The organism is Bradyrhizobium sp. UNPA324 (genome assembly GCF_006658635.1).
Classification (GTDB): Bacteria; Pseudomonadota; Alphaproteobacteria; order Rhizobiales; family Xanthobacteraceae; genus Bradyrhizobium; species Bradyrhizobium nanningense.
Genome location: NZ_LFJD01000004.1, coordinates 5,019,083 through 5,033,864 on the forward strand (window position 1 = coordinate 5,019,083; position 14,782 = coordinate 5,033,864).

15 protein-coding genes are annotated in these 14,782 nt (G+C 64.8%); 7 read left to right on the plus strand and 8 right to left on the minus strand.

Annotated features, from left to right (window positions below; translation table 11 throughout):
* Window positions 1–6: 6 nt before the first annotated feature.
* Window positions 7–843 (minus strand): universal stress protein, encoded by an 837-nt coding sequence (locus UNPA324_RS24050; protein WP_164935898.1) that lies wholly within the window; start codon window positions 841–843, stop codon window positions 7–9.
* Between the two features lie 213 nt (window positions 844–1,056).
* Between UNPA324_RS24050 and UNPA324_RS24055 the strand changes: the two genes are divergently transcribed.
* Together UNPA324_RS24055 and UNPA324_RS24060 are read left to right on the plus strand one after the other, a co-directional pair.
* The gene (locus tag UNPA324_RS24055) at window positions 1,057–2,604 is read left to right on the plus strand and encodes a Do family serine endopeptidase (RefSeq protein WP_181769497.1); all 1,548 of its coding nucleotides are present in this window, start codon (window positions 1,057–1,059) and stop codon (window positions 2,602–2,604) included.
* A 276-nt stretch (window positions 2,605–2,880) separates the two neighbouring features.
* Window positions 2,881–3,243, plus strand: a complete 363-nt coding sequence (locus UNPA324_RS24060; protein WP_128917156.1) for a hypothetical protein — start codon at window positions 2,881–2,883, stop codon at window positions 3,241–3,243.
* A gap of 12 nt (window positions 3,244–3,255) precedes the next feature.
* Here the strand turns inward: UNPA324_RS24060 and UNPA324_RS24065 are convergent, their stop codons facing one another.
* Together UNPA324_RS24065 and UNPA324_RS24070 are read right to left on the minus strand one after the other, a co-directional pair.
* On the minus strand, window positions 3,256–3,531 hold the full coding sequence (locus UNPA324_RS24065; RefSeq protein WP_128916731.1) for a DUF6496 domain-containing protein: 276 nt from the start codon (window positions 3,529–3,531) through the stop codon (window positions 3,256–3,258).
* Between the two features lie 79 nt (window positions 3,532–3,610).
* Window positions 3,611–3,805, minus strand: a complete 195-nt coding sequence (locus UNPA324_RS24070; RefSeq protein ID WP_128916732.1) for a DUF3072 domain-containing protein — start codon at window positions 3,803–3,805, stop codon at window positions 3,611–3,613.
* 115 nt (window positions 3,806–3,920) lie between these two features.
* Between UNPA324_RS24070 and UNPA324_RS24075 the strand changes: the two genes are divergently transcribed.
* Window positions 3,921–4,142 carry a hypothetical protein gene (locus UNPA324_RS24075; protein ID WP_141936270.1) on the plus strand — a complete coding sequence of 74 codons (222 nt, stop codon included), beginning with the start codon at window positions 3,921–3,923 and terminating at the stop codon, window positions 4,140–4,142.
* A gap of 19 nt (window positions 4,143–4,161) precedes the next feature.
* The gene (locus UNPA324_RS35775) at window positions 4,162–4,371 is read left to right on the plus strand and encodes a hypothetical protein (RefSeq protein ID WP_128916733.1); all 210 of its coding nucleotides are present in this window, start codon (window positions 4,162–4,164) and stop codon (window positions 4,369–4,371) included.
* Window positions 4,372–4,467: 96 nt separating this feature from the next.
* On the opposite strand, the gene UNPA324_RS24085 is transcribed toward UNPA324_RS35775, so the two are convergent.
* Window positions 4,468–4,716, minus strand: a complete 249-nt coding sequence (locus UNPA324_RS24085; protein WP_128916734.1) for a hypothetical protein — start codon at window positions 4,714–4,716, stop codon at window positions 4,468–4,470.
* Between the two features lie 97 nt (window positions 4,717–4,813).
* Window positions 4,814–5,071: a hypothetical protein gene (locus UNPA324_RS24090; RefSeq protein WP_141936272.1), complete on the minus strand. Its 258-nt coding sequence runs from the start codon at window positions 5,069–5,071 to the stop codon at window positions 4,814–4,816.
* Between the two features lie 142 nt (window positions 5,072–5,213).
* Between UNPA324_RS24090 and UNPA324_RS24095 the strand changes: the two genes are divergently transcribed.
* The gene (locus tag UNPA324_RS24095; RefSeq protein WP_128916736.1) at window positions 5,214–5,435 is read left to right on the plus strand and encodes a hypothetical protein; all 222 of its coding nucleotides are present in this window, start codon (window positions 5,214–5,216) and stop codon (window positions 5,433–5,435) included.
* 99 nt (window positions 5,436–5,534) lie between these two features.
* Here the strand turns inward: UNPA324_RS24095 and UNPA324_RS24100 are convergent, their stop codons facing one another.
* Window positions 5,535–7,025 (minus strand): HWE histidine kinase domain-containing protein, encoded by a 1,491-nt coding sequence (locus UNPA324_RS24100; protein WP_128916737.1) that lies wholly within the window; start codon window positions 7,023–7,025, stop codon window positions 5,535–5,537.
* A 13-nt stretch (window positions 7,026–7,038) separates the two neighbouring features.
* Window positions 7,039–13,335, minus strand: a complete 6,297-nt coding sequence (locus UNPA324_RS24105) for a HAMP domain-containing protein (RefSeq protein ID WP_128916738.1) — start codon at window positions 13,333–13,335, stop codon at window positions 7,039–7,041.
* A 280-nt stretch (window positions 13,336–13,615) separates the two neighbouring features.
* Here UNPA324_RS24105 and UNPA324_RS35280 point away from each other — a divergent pair, with 280 nt between their 5' ends.
* Window positions 13,616–13,909 carry a hypothetical protein gene (locus tag UNPA324_RS35280; RefSeq protein ID WP_164935900.1) on the plus strand — a complete coding sequence of 98 codons (294 nt, stop codon included), beginning with the start codon at window positions 13,616–13,618 and terminating at the stop codon, window positions 13,907–13,909.
* Window positions 13,910–13,914: 5 nt separating this feature from the next.
* Here UNPA324_RS35280 and UNPA324_RS24115 read toward each other — a convergent pair whose 3' ends face one another.
* The gene (locus tag UNPA324_RS24115) at window positions 13,915–14,427 is read right to left on the minus strand and encodes a DUF4142 domain-containing protein (protein WP_128916740.1); all 513 of its coding nucleotides are present in this window, start codon (window positions 14,425–14,427) and stop codon (window positions 13,915–13,917) included.
* Between the two features lie 93 nt (window positions 14,428–14,520).
* On the opposite strand from UNPA324_RS24115, the gene UNPA324_RS24120 reads away from it, so the two are divergent.
* Window positions 14,521–14,715 carry a hypothetical protein gene (locus UNPA324_RS24120; RefSeq protein WP_128916741.1) on the plus strand — a complete coding sequence of 65 codons (195 nt, stop codon included), beginning with the start codon at window positions 14,521–14,523 and terminating at the stop codon, window positions 14,713–14,715.
* Window positions 14,716–14,782 lie beyond the last annotated feature (67 nt).

Genomic DNA, 14,782 nt, shown 5'->3' on the forward strand with positions numbered 1-14,782 from the left:
TTCGTCTCAATGCGACATCAGCGTCGGGACCGTCATGGCTTCCAGCATGGCGCGGGTGACGCCGCCGAGAACGCGTTCCTGCAATCGCGAATGGCCATAGCCGCCCATCACCAGGAGATCGAGCCCCTCGTCGGCCGCCAGCGACAGGATGGTGGGCTGGATGTCGGCGCGCGTCGCCGACAGGCCGACCGTGCGGGTCGACAGTCCACGCCGGCCGAGATGTCTTGCCAGATTGCTCGCTGAAGCTTCGTCCGAGACCGCTCTGGTTTCGTTGATGGTGATGATCACGATCTCCTCGGCGCGTGCCAGGAACGGTGCGGCGTCGTGCACGGCCCGCGCCGCGACGCGGCTGCCGTCCCAGCAGATGCCGATCCGCCCCGCCTTGAACGCTCCATGGAAGGTGTAGGGCAGGAACAACACCGGGCCGCCTGACTGAAACAGGATTTCGCCCGGCACGTCGTTGTCGAACGAGCCGTGCGCAGGCTCCGGCTGAAGCACGACGCTGAGGTCGTGCAGCCGCGCCATCTCGCCGAGCGAGCCGGCTGCGTCCACCGGGATCGCGCCGAGCGGGTGGCAGGCGTAGGAAATGCCGGCGTTCGCCGCTTCGATCCCGAACACTGAGAGCGCGGCCTCGGCCCGCTCCACGGCGCGCTCGCGTTCCAGCTCGAACACGGCCGCCACCGCGGCGCCGCCCTCCATCACGTAAGCTGCACTTGTCGCGACATAGCCGATCGCGACCGCGTCGAGATGGGCGTTGAGCTGCGCCGCCAGCGAAATCGAGCCATCGATCGCGGAACGCATGGGACGTTCGGTGGGGATGTGGACGAGAATGTCTTTGTACATGGGGCGCCTCCGATGAATATCATCCGGTGGCCGCAGTTTTTCACTGCCCGCAAGACCTGCGTTGAGCTGCATCAAATGCGCGGGGACGATCTTCCCGCTTGTGTCCGCTCGCATGTTGTTTGCCAAGATTTAATCGGACGGACGGGACGTCGTAAGGTGACGATGTCCATGTTGGGTGCAAGGCGACACCTTATCCAACATGGACATTTCGACATGAACGATCGCGCCAATTCCGACACCACGACGTCCCGCAAGATCTTGAAGCCACGCCGGCTCGCGCTGCTCGGCACCGTGGCCGCGCTCGGCGTGGCCGTGCTGGCGGCTTCTCCCGGCTCTTCAAATTTCGGTACGAGCTCCTTCATCGCGCCAGCCCAGGCCGCCGAATCCGCCGCGACGCCGCCGGGCTTCGGTGATCTTGTCGGCAAGGTCAAGCCGGCCGTCATCTCGGTGCGGGTCAGGATCGAGCAGGACAACGACAAGAGCGCCATGCTGCAACAGAACCGGATGGACCAGGACGAGGCGACGCCGTTCGACCAGTTCTCGCGGCAGTTCGGCTTCCGCTTCCCCGGCGGCCCGAATGGCATGCCGCGCCAGCGCCATCAGATGATCACGGGCGAAGGCTCCGGCTTCTTCATCTCCGCCGACGGCTACGCCGTGACCAACAACCACGTCGTCGACCACGCTGCGTCGGTGCAGGTGACGATGGACGACGGCACGAGCTACACCGCGAAGGTCGTCGGCATCGATCCGAAGACCGATCTCGCGCTGATCAAGGTCGACGGCAAGACGGACTTTCCGTTCGTCAAATTCTCCGACCAGAAACCGCGGATCGGCGACTGGGTGGTCGCGGTCGGCAATCCCTTCGGTCTCGGCGGCACCGTGACCGCCGGCATCGTCTCGGCCAGTGGCCGCGACATCGGCAACGGTCCCTATGACGACTTCATCCAGATCGACGCGCCCATCAACAAGGGTAATTCCGGGGGCCCGGCCTTCGACATGAGCGGCAACGTGATCGGCGTGAACACCGCGATCTTCTCGCCCTCCGGCGGCTCGGTCGGCATCGGCTTCGACATTCCGGCTTCGACCGCAAAACTCGTCGTCGCGCAGCTGAAGGACAAAGGCGCGGTGACCCGCGGCTGGCTCGGCGTGCAGGTGCAGCCGGTGACGTCGGAGATTGCCGACAGCCTCGGCCTGAAGGAGGCGCGTGGCGCCATCGTCGACAATCCGCAGGATGGCAGCCCGGCGGCGAAGGCTGGCATCGAGGCGGGTGACGTCATCACCGCCGTCAACGGCACCGCGATCAAGGACTCCCGCGACCTCGCCCGTACCATCGCCACCCTGGCGCCGGGCAGCTCGGTGAAGCTCGACGTCTTCCACAACGGCACGACCAAGACGTTGACGCTTGCACTCGGCGAGTTGCCGAACGAGCGGCAGGCCAAAGCTAATGGCGGCGCCGACGAGGGCAGAGGGCAGCCGAGCGCCGGCGCGCCGCGTCTCGGGCTTGGCCTGGCTCGGGCCGGCGACGTCCAGGGCGCTGGCCAGAAGGGCGTTGTCGTCACCGAAGTCGATCCGCAAGGACCTGCGGCGCAGCGCGGCATCCAGACCGGCGACGTCATCCTCAATGTCGGCGGCAAGGCCGTCGCCAATGTCGGCGACGTCCGCTCGGAGCTGGCGCATGCCAAATCGTCCGGCAAGCGCAGCGTGCTGTTGCAGGTCAGAAGCGCCGAGGCGACGAGGTTCGTCGCGGTGCCGCTCGCCTGAGGCGAACATCTATCAGCCAAAATCAAAAAGGCGGCCCCCGGGCCGCCTTTTCCGTTCGCCCTTGGGATCTGCGAGGGCCACTCGATAACATTCTCGTTAACGGCAGAGATGGTGACCCGGTTCGTCCGAAAAAGCCGTGTTCGCTCATCACAGTTCCGGATCGTGCAAGTCTGGCGCGGCAATGACGCCGTCCAGACTGAGTTGCAAGCGTGGAACTTCGAACCCCCTAGCCGCTTTGTGGAACTGGCCGGTGGTTCGCATTTGATCGGTGCCGACATGGATCGATTGAAGCTCTCGCTGAGGGGGGCGCTGCTTGCGGCGCCGTTGCTGCTTTGGGGTGGCAGCGCGCTCGGGCGGGATGACGGCCGCTATGCGGACTCGCCCCTCAAGCCGTGGTTCGACAGCCTGCGCAGCCATCTCGGTCCGTGCTGCTCGGACGCCGATGGTTTTGCCGTCGCTGATCCCGACTGGGAATCCCACAACGGACATTATCGCGTGCGTCTGGACGGGGAATGGGTCGAAGTCCCGGATGAAGCCGTCATCACCGAGCCGAACCGCGCCGGCCGCACCATGGTGTGGCCGGTGAAGACGGCCTTCGGGGTCTCGATCCGCTGCTTCATGCCGGGCAGCATGATCTGAGACAGGTCAGCGTCAACGCTTGCTGGATTTGCGCTTCGATTTCTTGGCTGTTTTCTTCTTCGTCGTCCTCTTCTTGGACGTCTTCTTGCTGGCCTTCTTCGGGACCTTCTTGCCCTTCTTGCGCGCCTTCGACAGCCCGATCGCGATCGCCTGCTTGCGACTCTTCACGCGTCCGCCGCGGCCTTTGCGACCGCTCTTGGCCGTGCCCTTCTTGTAGCGGCGCATCTCGCTTTCGACATCGCTGCCAGAGCTGCGTGAGTAGCGGCGCTTCTTTGCCTTACGTGCCATGCATGTTCTCCCTTGGCCGAGGAGAACCATTCGACACGGGCATGGTTCCGAAACAGCGAACGGCCTTCCAGGCGAAAGCCTAGAAAGAGTTCGCCAGCTCGATCTCCGCTTCCAGCACCTGGATGCGCCGCGCGGCCTCGGTGAAGGACAGATCGCGCGCATATTGTGCGGGCTGATAGGCCTCTTCGCTCAGTCGTTTCAGCCGCAGCCCTTGTGCCCGGGTCATCTGCTCGGCGAGAAAGATCCGGGCGTTGTACTTACCTTGAACCTGCATCTGGCTTCTCCATCCTGAAATCGTGGCTTGACTATATGTTCTTATTTTGTTCTAACAAGCTATGGACAACCGAATTAATGAAATTCGACGTAAAATCAGTGCCTTGAGGCTGGAGATGGCCGACGTCGAGGCTTCCGTGCGCGATCGCATCAACGGCGATCGCGATTGCACCGAACAGGCCCTGGCGCAGATGGATCTGCGCCGAAAGATCAACTTGCTGATCGGCGAATGGAAGGCTGCCGGCGGCGGCGATGTCCTGCCTGACGGGCGCGACAGGGTGCGCCTTCGTCTCGTGAAGACAGTTGGTATTCCCGGCCGCACGGGCACACGGCGCTGAAATCTCTAAGGGGGGCGCCGTGGATGGGGACCCGGACACTTACCGGATCTTGAGGTTACGCGCCGAGATTCTCGAACTGGGCTCTGCCATCCGGCAATTGCAGCGCGCAGGTCTCGATGATGCTGCGGCCCAACTTCTGATCGGACGCAAGCGGGCGCAGCTCGAGCATCTCGTGAAGACGAATGCTGCGGGCCGCGGGCTCAACCTTGAAACGCGCCGGCCGCAATGAGCTGACGCCCGACGATGTGACGCTCGGTCGCCGATCGAGCATCAAGAAGAAGGCCCCGCGTCGCCGCGGGGCTTTTGATGGCGTGCCGGCCTGAGCTCACTTGGTGTTGCTCATGCCCTTGCTGGTCTTGTTCGTCATGGTGCCGCCCTGGTCTGATCCGGGACCCGAACCGCCCTGGCCGGAGGGATCGGCGCCCTTGGACGCCTTGGTGTTGGCGCCGGTGGTCTGCGACGACGACATCGAAGACCCATGTTTCGCCTTGTGCGACTTGGCCTGTGCGGCGAGCGGCGCGGCGGCGAGGCCGGCGGCCACCATTGCGGTGAGAACGAGCTTGGTCGTTGTCATGCGAGGGAACTCCCTGGGTTAAATTGACGCAGGCAGCCAACCGCCCTGGAGCGCAGGAGTTCCCAACAAAGGTTCGCCGTCACGCATGGCGCCCGTTTCAAGACCGCTTGTCTTCGGCCAAGATGAACACCACGCCGGTGAGTGTCGCGCCGATGGCGAACGTCGTCACCAATGTGAGAGCGAAGACGATCGCGGCCTGGCTCCCGCCGTGATTGAGCAAGCTGGCGACGGCGGGATTGCACAGGATCAGCGCGAGACTGAAGGCGAGGCCGAGGGCTGCGCCCATCATGGTATGCGTCATCAGCTTGATGAGGCCGGTCGCAGAGATCAGGTCCGACGACTTTTTTGCGCGCATGGGAACTGTATCCCGATCTGACATGCAAACGCGGGCGATAATCCGCTGGTTCCATATGAATGAAGGAATTGTCATCGCTGGCTTCATCGGACGTTCATGCCGGGCTTGCGAGGATAGGCGCCAGCAAAACGGGAACATCGATATGGGTAAGGTTGTCTTTCTTTACCGCTCGCTGGCCTATCGCAACGCGGCTGCGGACATTCTTCGCAAGGCGCGCAAGCTGCCGCGCGGCGCGGAGCGAAGCGCCGCGCGCCGCTATGCCAGGGCGCTACGCGATCTCGCCCAGACGGAAGCCTGGCTCGAGGGGCGGGTCGCGCGCGAACCGCGGACGGCGCGACGCATGACGAGTGCGGCGTCCGGCTAATGGTTTTTTCGCTCCGTCAGAATCGGAACGGAAGCTCTCGCGTCTCGCCTTGACGCATTCTCTCGAAGTGAACGGCTCGTCCTTTCGCCGGAAAACGCTCTAACCGGATGCGCGCTGCAATTCGGCGGAGCTGGCGTCCTCGAACTTGGCGGATGCGGTCGTCGCCACCGTCTTGCGTGTCAACGGCACCTCCAGGCGGCACAACAGGCCTTCGGCTCGCCAATCGAACCGCGCTTGTCCGCCGAGCTGGGACTCGACGCTCGCAAGCAGGCTCCGCGTGCCGAACCCGCGCGATTTCGGAGTCATGACGAGCGGACCGCCGGATTCATCCCAGCTCAGCGTCAACAATTGGTCCTCGACCTGCCAGCCGATCGTGAGCCGTCCAGACCTGGTCGAGAGGGCGCCGTACTTGGCCGAGTTCGTGAAGAGCTCGTGCAGGGCGAGCGCCAGCGTCTGGGCCGTCGCCGGCAGCAACTGGACCTCCGGACCTGCCAAGATGATCTGGCCGCCGAGCGAATAGGGCGCCAGCTCCTCGTCGATCAGCCTGGAGAGCTCGGCACCCTGCCAGCTCGACAGCGACAGGATGGTGTGCACGCGCGCGAGCGCATTGATGCGTCCCTCGACGGCGTTGACATAGGCCTTGACCTCGTCGGCCCGGGTGAGACGCACGATCGACTGCGCCAGCGCCAGCGCATTCTTGGCGCGATGATCCACTTCCCGCGCCAGCAGATTCTGCCGTTCCTCGGCGCGCTTGCGTTCGGTGATGTCCACGGTGACGCCGCTCACGCGCACGACGCGACCGCTATCGTCCACCGTCGCCGCCGCCGTGCCGACGCACCAGCGCACTTCTCCGTCGGGGCGCATGATGCGGAACTCGGTCTCGTAGGCCCGCGTGCCCCTGTTGAACTCGGCGATCGCCTTGCGCAACTGATCGACGTCATCGGGATGCAGCAGCGCCTGAACGTTGGCCGGGTTGACCTCGAAGCTCTCGGGGCTGACGCCAAAGATGCGATATTGCCCTTCGTCCCACATCCAGTCGCCGCTGATCCAGTCCCAGTCCCAGGATCCCATCTTGCCGGCCGCGATAGCCATGCTGCGCCGTTGTTCGCTCTCGCGCAGCTTCGCCGTGGAGTTCTCCAGTTCCGCCGTGCGGGCGCGGACGCGGTCCTCGAGCTCCTGGTTCAGCCGTTCGAGCTCGCGGGTCTTGCGGTAGAGCTCGGCAAACACCTTGATCTTGGCGCGCAGCACCTCGGGCACGACCGGGACCGGTACGTAATCGACCGCGCCCATCTCGTAGCCGCGCAATCGGTCGATGTCGCTGACCTGGATGGCGGAGATGAAGATCATCGCGGTCTTCTGGAAGCGTGGATGCTCGCGGATCATCGCGGCGAGCTCGAAGCCGTCGAGCTCGGGCATGCAGACGTCGACCAGGATCACCGCGATCTCGGTCTTGAGCAGGACCTCCAGCGCCTCGCGCCCCGACGAGGCGATCACGAGGTTCTCACCGAGCTCCTTCAAGATCACCTCATAGGCGAGCAGCTTGGCCGGCTGGTCGTCGACGAGGAGGATGTTGACCTTTTCGTGGTCCATACGCGGATCCAACTCAGCGGTGCAGCCACATGCGGATCGCAAGCAGCAATTGATCGGTGTTGACGGGCTTGGCGAGATAGTCGGACGCGCCGGCCTCCAGACACTTCTCGCGGTCACCCTTCATCGCCTTGGCGGTCAGCGCGATGATCGGAAGGCGGGCGAAAGCCGGGTTTTCGCGAATGACACCGATGGTCTGATAGCCATCCATCTGCGGCATCATGATGTCCATCAGGACGATGGCGATTTCCGGATTGGATTCGACCAGCGCCACCGCCTCGCTGCCGGTCGTGGCCGTCAGCACTTTCATGCCGCGCCGTTCCAGCACGCTCGACAGCGCGAAGATGTTGCGGGCGTCGTCGTCGACGAGCAGGGCGGTCTTGCCGATCAGGTCCTCGTCGGAGCTGTTCAGCTTCTCCAGCATGCGCTGCTTCTCGACCGGAAGTTCGGTGATCACGCGGTGCAGGAACAGTGCGGTCTCGTCGAGCAGCCGTTCCGGCGATTCCACGCCTTTGACAACGATGCTGCGTGCCATGGTGTGGAGTTCCGCGTCCTCCTCCGCCGAAAGCTCGCGGCCGGTGAAGACGACCACCGGAACGTTCGACAGCGCCTCGTCGTTGCGGATCTGGTCCAGCACCTCGAAGCCGCTCATATCGGGCAGGCGGAGGTCGAGCACCACGCAGTCGCAGGGGGTCTCACGCAGCGTCGAGAGCGCACCGGCGCCGGTGTCCGTCGTCACGATCTCGATATCGTCGTGATGCAGCAGCTCGCGGATCGAGAGCTGCTCAGCCTCGTTGTCCTCGACGATCAAGAGCCGCTTGCGCCGCGGCCGTGCATATTCCTTGATCTGCGTCAGCGCGGCGGAAACGCCTTCGGTGGTGGTCGGCTTGTTGACGAAGGAGAACGCCCCACGCGCCAGCGCATGCTGGCGATCCTCGTCCAGCGTGATGATCTGCACGGGGATGTGGCGGGTCAGCGGATTGTGCTTGAGCTGGCTCAGCACGGTCCAGCCGAGCATGTCAGGCAGGAACACGTCGAGCGAGACGGCTCTCGGCTGGTATTGCTTGGCGAGCTCGAGCGCCTCCGCGCCGCGGGCGGCGACAAGCACCTTGAAACCCTTGTCGCGGGCCAGGTCGACCAGCACGCGGGCGTAGTGCGGATCGTCCTCGACGATCAGGAGGATGGTGTCACCGGGCTCGAGGTTGAGCCGGTCGTCGGGAAGCTGCTCGATGACACGCTGCTGCTCAGGTGCGGCCGTCTGCAGCGCCGGCGGCTGGCTGTGTTGCTGTGACGCGGGCGTCGCGCGCGGCGCGAGCGTCGGGCCGGAATATTTGAGCGGCAGATAAAGCGTGAAGGACGAGCCCTTGCCGGGCGAACTGCGCAGATGAATCTCGCCGCCGAGCAGGCTAGCGAGCTCGCGGCTGATCGCAAGTCCGAGGCCGGTGCCGCCGTATTTGCGGCTGGTGCCGGCGTCGGCTTGCTGGAACGCCTCGAAGATCAGCTTCTGCTTCTCCAGGGGAATGCCGATGCCGGTATCGGACACTTCGAACGCGATCACGGCCGGTGCGGAGTTCAGCACCGGGTGATCCGTTCCCCAGCCGCCGACCGCGGCGGTGACCTTCAGGCGCACCTCGCCTTCGGCGGTGAACTTGAAAGCGTTGGAGAGCAGGTTCTTCAGGACCTGCTGCAGACGCTTGGAGTCGGTGACGATGCTGCGTGGAAGGGTCGGATCGACGTCGATCTTGAACGACAGATTGCGGTTGTCCGCCTCGTGCCGGAACGGCCGCCCGACGGTCTCGAGCAGGTTCGCGGTCAGGATTTCCTCGGCGTCGACCGTCACCGTGCCGGATTCGATCTTGGACAGATCCAGAATGTCGCTGATGAGATTGAGCAGGTCCGTGCCGGCACCGTGGATGGTGCGGGCGAATTCGACCTGCTTGGCCGAGAGGTTGCCGTCCGGATTGTCGGTGAGCTGCTGTCCGAGGATCAGGATCGAGTTCAGCGGCGTGCGCAGCTCGTGGCTCATGTTGGCGAGGAACTCGGACTTGTACTTAGAGGTCAGCGCGAGCTCGGTCGCCTTTTCTTCCAAGGCGCGGCGGGCCTGCTCGATCTCCTGGTTCTTGCGTTCGACCTCGACGTTGCGCTCGGCGAGCTGCTGCGCCTTCTGCTCGAGCTGGTCGTTGGTCTGCTGCAATTCGCGCTGCTGGGTCTGGAGCTCGCCGGCGAGCTGCTGCGACTGCTTGAGCAGGCCTTCGGTCTGCATCGTCGCCTCGATCGAATTGAGCACGATGCCGATGGAGTCGGTGAGCTGCTCCAGGAACGTCATCTGCGAGGTCGTGAAGGAGACGAGCGAGGCGAGCTCGATCACGGCCTTGACCTGACCCTCGAACAGCACCGGCAGCACGACGAGGTTCTTCGGCGCGACGCGGAACAGCGCCGAGTTGATCGGCACCACGTCGGACGGAATGTCGCCGACGACGCGCGGCCGCTTGTCGAGCGCGCACTGGCCGATCAGGCCTTCGCCGAACTGCAGCACGCGCGGATACGGATAGACGCCGTCGCTGGCGTAGGAAGCCAGCAGCAGAAGCTGCGGGTTGTCCTCGCTCTCGACCTGGTAGATCACGCCGGTATGCGCGTTGACCAGCGGCGACAGCTCGGTGAGCAGCAGCCGGCCGACGGTGGCGAGATCGCGCTGGCCCTGAAGCATGTTGGTGAATTTCGCCAGATTGGTCTTCAGCCAGTCCTGCTCGGTGTTCACGTCCGTCGTCAGACGGAGATTCGTGATCATCGTGTTGATGTTGTCTTTCAGCTCGGCCACCTCGCCGCGGGCGTCGACCTGAATCGATCGCGTCAGGTCGCCCTTGGTGACGGCGGTCGCGACCTCGGCGATCGCGCGGACCTGCGAGGTGAGGTTGGCGGCGAGCAGGTTGACGTTACCGGTGAGATCCTTCCAGGTGCCGGCGGCGCCCGGCACGTTGGCCTGACCGCCGAGCCGGCCTTCGACGCCGACTTCGCGCGCCACCGACGTCACCTGGTCGGCGAAGGTTGCCAGTGTCTCGGTCATGTTGTTGATGGTGTCGGCGAGGGCGGCGACCTCGCCCTTCGATTTAACGGTGAGATTCTGCTTCAGATCGCCATTGGCGACGGCCGTGACGACCTTGACGATGCCGCGCACCTGCTCGGTCAGGTTGGCCGCCATGAAGTTCACGGTGTCGGTGAGGTCCTTCCAGGTGCCGGCGACGCCGGGCACCTGGGCCTGGCCGCCGAGCTTGCCTTCGGTGCCGACCTCGCGCGCCACGCGCGTGACTTCGCCGGCGAAGGCGTTGAGCTGGTCCACCATGGTGTTGATGGTGTTCTTGAGCTCGAGGATTTCGCCCTTCACGTCGACGGTGATCTTGCGGGAGAGGTCGCCGCGCGCCACCGCCGTGGTCACTTCGGCGATGTTGCGGACCTGGGTGGTGAGGTTCGCGGCCAAGAGGTTGACGTTGTCGGTGAGGTCCTTCCAGGTGCCGCCGACGCCGGGGACGACGGCCTGACCGCCGAGCCGGCCCTCGGTGCCGACCTCGCGCGCGACGCGCGTCACTTCGGCGGCGAAGGAGCGGAGCTGCTCGACCATGGTGTTCAAGGTGTCCTTGAGCAGCAGGATCTCGCCGCGCACGTCCACCGTGATCTTCTTCGACAGGTCGCCGCCGGCGATTGCGGTCGCGACTTCGGCGATGTTGCGGACCTGGGCGGTGAGGTTCGAGGCCATGAAGTTGACGTTGTCGGTGAGGTCCTTCCAGGTGCCGGCGACGCCGGGCACCTCGGCCTGGCCGCCGAGCTTGCCTTCGGTGCCGACCTCGCGCGCCACGCGCGTGACTTCGCCGGCAAAGCCGTTGAGCTGGTCCACCATGGTGTTGATGGTATTCTTGAGCTCGAGGATTTCGCCCTTCACGTCGACGGTGATCTTGCGCGACAAGTCGCCGCGCGCCACGGCGGTGGTCACTTCGGCGATGTTGCGGACCTGGGCGGTGAGGTTGCCCGCCATCGAGTTCACGCTGTCGGTGAGGTCCTTCCAGGTGCCGGCGACGCCGGGCACGTTGGCCTGACCGCCGAGGCGGCCCTCGGTGCCGACCTCGCGCGCGACGCGCGTCACCTCGCCCGCGAAGCGGTTGAGCTGGTCGACCATCGTGTTCAGCGTGTCCTTGAGCTGAAGGATCTCGCCGCGCACGTCCACGGTGATCTTGCGCGACAAGTCGCCGCCCGCGATCGCGGTCGCGACTTCGGCGATGTTGCGGACCTGGGCGGTGAGGTTGCCCGCCATCGAGTTCACGGAGTCGGTCAAGTCCTTCCAGGTGCCGGCGACGCCGGGCACGCCGGCCTGACCGCCGAGCTTGCCGTCGGTGCCGACCTCGCGGGCGACGCGCGTCACTTCGCCGGCGAAGGCGTTGAGCTGGTCGACCATCGTGTTCAGCGTTTCCTTCAGCTGAAGGATTTCACCCGACACGTTCACCGTGATCTTCTTCGACAAATCGCCCTTGGCGACCGCGGTCGCGACCTCGGCGATGTTGCGGACCTGGCCGGTCAGGTTCGAGGCCATCGAGTTGACGCTGTCGGTGAGATCCTTCCAGGTTCCGCCGACGCCGCGCACGACCGCCTGTCCGCCGAGCTTGCCTTCGGTGCCGACCTCGCGCGCGACGCGCGTGACCTCGCCGGCGAAGGCGTTGAGCTGGTCCACCATGGTGTTGATGGTGTCCTTCAGCTCCAGGATCTCGCCGCGCACGTCCACCGTGATCTTCTTCGACAAGTCGCCGCCGGCGACAGCGGTCGTCACCTCGGCGATGTTGCGGACCTGGGCGGTCAGGTTCGACGCCATCGAGTTGACGCTCTCGGTGAGGTCCTTCCAGGTGCCGGCGACGCCGAGCACGTTGGCCTGTCCGCCGAGCCGGCCTTCGGTGCCGACTTCGCGGGCGACGCGCGTGACTTCGCCGGCGAAGGCGTTGAGCTGATCGACCATGGTGTTGAGCGTCTCCTTCAGCTGAAGGATTTCGCCCGAGACGTTCACCGTGATCTTCTTCGACAGATCGCCGCTCGCGATGGCGGTTGCGACGTCGGCGATGTTGCGGACCTGCGCGGTCAGGTTCGAGGCCATGAAGTTGACGTTGTCGGTGAGGTCCTTCCAGGTGCCGGCCACACCGGGCACCTGGGCCTGTCCGCCGAGCTTGCCCTCGGTGCCGACCTCGCGCGCCACGCGCGTCACTTCCGAGGCAAAGGAGTTGAGCTGGTCCACCATGGTGTTGATGGTGTCCTTCAGCTCCAGGATTTCGCCGCGCACGTCCACCGTGATCTTGCGCGACAGGTCGCCGCGCGCCACGGCGGTGGTGACGTTGGCGATGTTGCGGACCTGCGCGGTCAGGTTGCCGCACATCGCGTTGACGGAGTCGGTCAGGTCCTTCCAGGTGCCGGCGACGCCGGGCACGATGGCCTGGCCGCCGAGCTTGCCGTCGGTGCCGACCTCGCGCGCCACGCGCGTCACTTCCGAGGCGAACGAGCGGAGCTGATCCACCATCGTGTTGATGGCTTCTTTGAGCTGGAGGATCTCGCCGCGGACGTCGACCGTGATCTTCTTGGAGAGGTCGCCGTTCGCCACCGCGATCGTCACCTCGGCGATGTTGCGAACCTGGTTGGTCAGGTTGTTCGCCATCGAGTTGACGCTCTCGGTGAGGTCCTTCCAGACGCCGGTCACCTCAGGCACCTGGGCCTGTCCGCCGAGCTTACCTTCGGTGCCGACCTCGCGCGCCACGCGCGTCACCTCGGAGGTGAACACGCCGAGCTGCTTGATCATGGTGTTGACGATGGTCGCCGACTGCAAGAACTCACCGCGGAGCGGACGGCCGTCGACGTCGAGCTTGACGGTCTGGAGCAGGTCGCCCTGGGCGACGGCGGCGACAGCGCGCGTCACCTCGCGCGTCGGCCACAACAAATCGTCGATCAGCGTGTTGACCGAACCTTCCATATCGGCCCAGGAGCCCGAGGCGAGGCCGAACTTCACGCGCTGCCGGGTCTTGCCTTCGCGGCCGACCACCTGGCCGACCAGCTCGAGCTGCTGCGCCATGCGCTGATTGGCGGCGATGATTTCATTTAAAGTATCGGCGATCTTGCCGTCGATGCCGAGATAGTCGCCGCTCATGCGCACCGAGAAATCGCCGCTGCGCATGGCCTGCAGGGCCTGCAGCAATTCGGCCCGAGAATCCGGATCCGACAGACCGTTGGTTTTTGGCTTTGGGACGCGACGACCGGAGCGTGATGCAGTTCCGGGATCGAGGTCGCTCATACGATTTTTCCCCCGCAGGCGTCGGCCGAATCCAGGCAAGACGCGATTGGTCAAAATAGAGCGTCAGCCAAATTCGAAATCAAGCGCCAAGGTTGCGACGCGAGGAAATGGAACCTGTCTTGCTCAGCCCAACGAAAACAACAGCGATCCGCCGGATTGGTTCCCTGCGGGCCCAAAAGAATGACGCCGGCCATCCCGGACGTCTCCGTTGGTCTATCCACGCCTGCCCCGGAACGGAGCGCCAAGCCTCGCGGTTAGCCCGCAAATGAGGAGAACGGATATGAAATCAGCACTTGTCGCGATCGTCGTCATGCTATTTGCCGGGTCGGCCTTGGCGCAGGGCGGTGCGCCCAGCGGCCGCGGGGCGGTGACTGGCGATCCCGCCGCCAGCTCCGCCAGCCCGCAGGCGGATCCACCGACCACGGGGGCGGCGACCCGGTCCAACCCGAGCGGGAGCGGTACCTCGACGTCGGGCGGCAAGGACGACAATGGCGATGCGGGCCGGGACAAGATGCCGGAGAGCGACCGCACCGTGCGGCCGCAGAGCCAGCAACATCATCCGAACGACAAGTAAGGAGGCTACTTGTCCGCCATGGTCCGCTCGGCATCCTTGACCTGCGCGCGCAGCAGCGGGAGCTGCTCGCGCGCGAAGGCTGCGAGCGCAGTGTTGTCGGGCGCCTTCAGGTAGCTTTCGAGCAGCTGGATGGCCGATTCATATTCGGGAATCTGCGAGGCATAGAAGCTTCGGACGTAAGTCGGTCCGTCCGAAGTTTCGGGCTCGATCAGGCTGGCGCCGACGGACGTCGTCTTGCCGACGCGGGGCTCCGCGCCGATCGCCTCCTGAATCTGCTTCAGCGCCTTGTCGCGTTTGGCCGCTTCCTCGGCGCGCAAGGCGGCGAGGTTCCTGACCTCGGCGTTGCCCTTCAGATCGGTGCTCTCCAGCAGGCCCTGCTGAAAGCGGCTGAAATTATATAGGCCGCTGATGACTTCGGTTGCGCCCGGCGGGCGGTCGCCAAGCTTTCGTTCGCCATTGCTGTCGGCAAGCGCAACGGTGCTGATCAATGCCAGAATGATGGCGACGAGAACTCGCATCGCGATCAACTGCGGATGGCGGGCGAAGTTCCCCTGACGTTACGATGCGGTAAGGGCATTGCGACCCGGGAGTTCCGTCCCCACGTCTTTCTCATGAAACAGTCTGACATCTTCAGGGACAACGCCGACAATTGCCTTCAGCTCGCCGAGCGCGCCGAAGGACAACCCGCCCACAAGCGCTATTCGCGCATGGCGGACGCCTGGACGGCGCTCGCCCACGAGCAGGATTGGCTGGATGGCGAGATTCCGCCCATTGCGGGTCGTTTCCCTCACCAGCGGGACGCGTGAACGCTCTCGGTTTCGTGAATCCGCGTGTGAGACCGCTCACGGAATGCAAGCGACCAATCCAGGATGA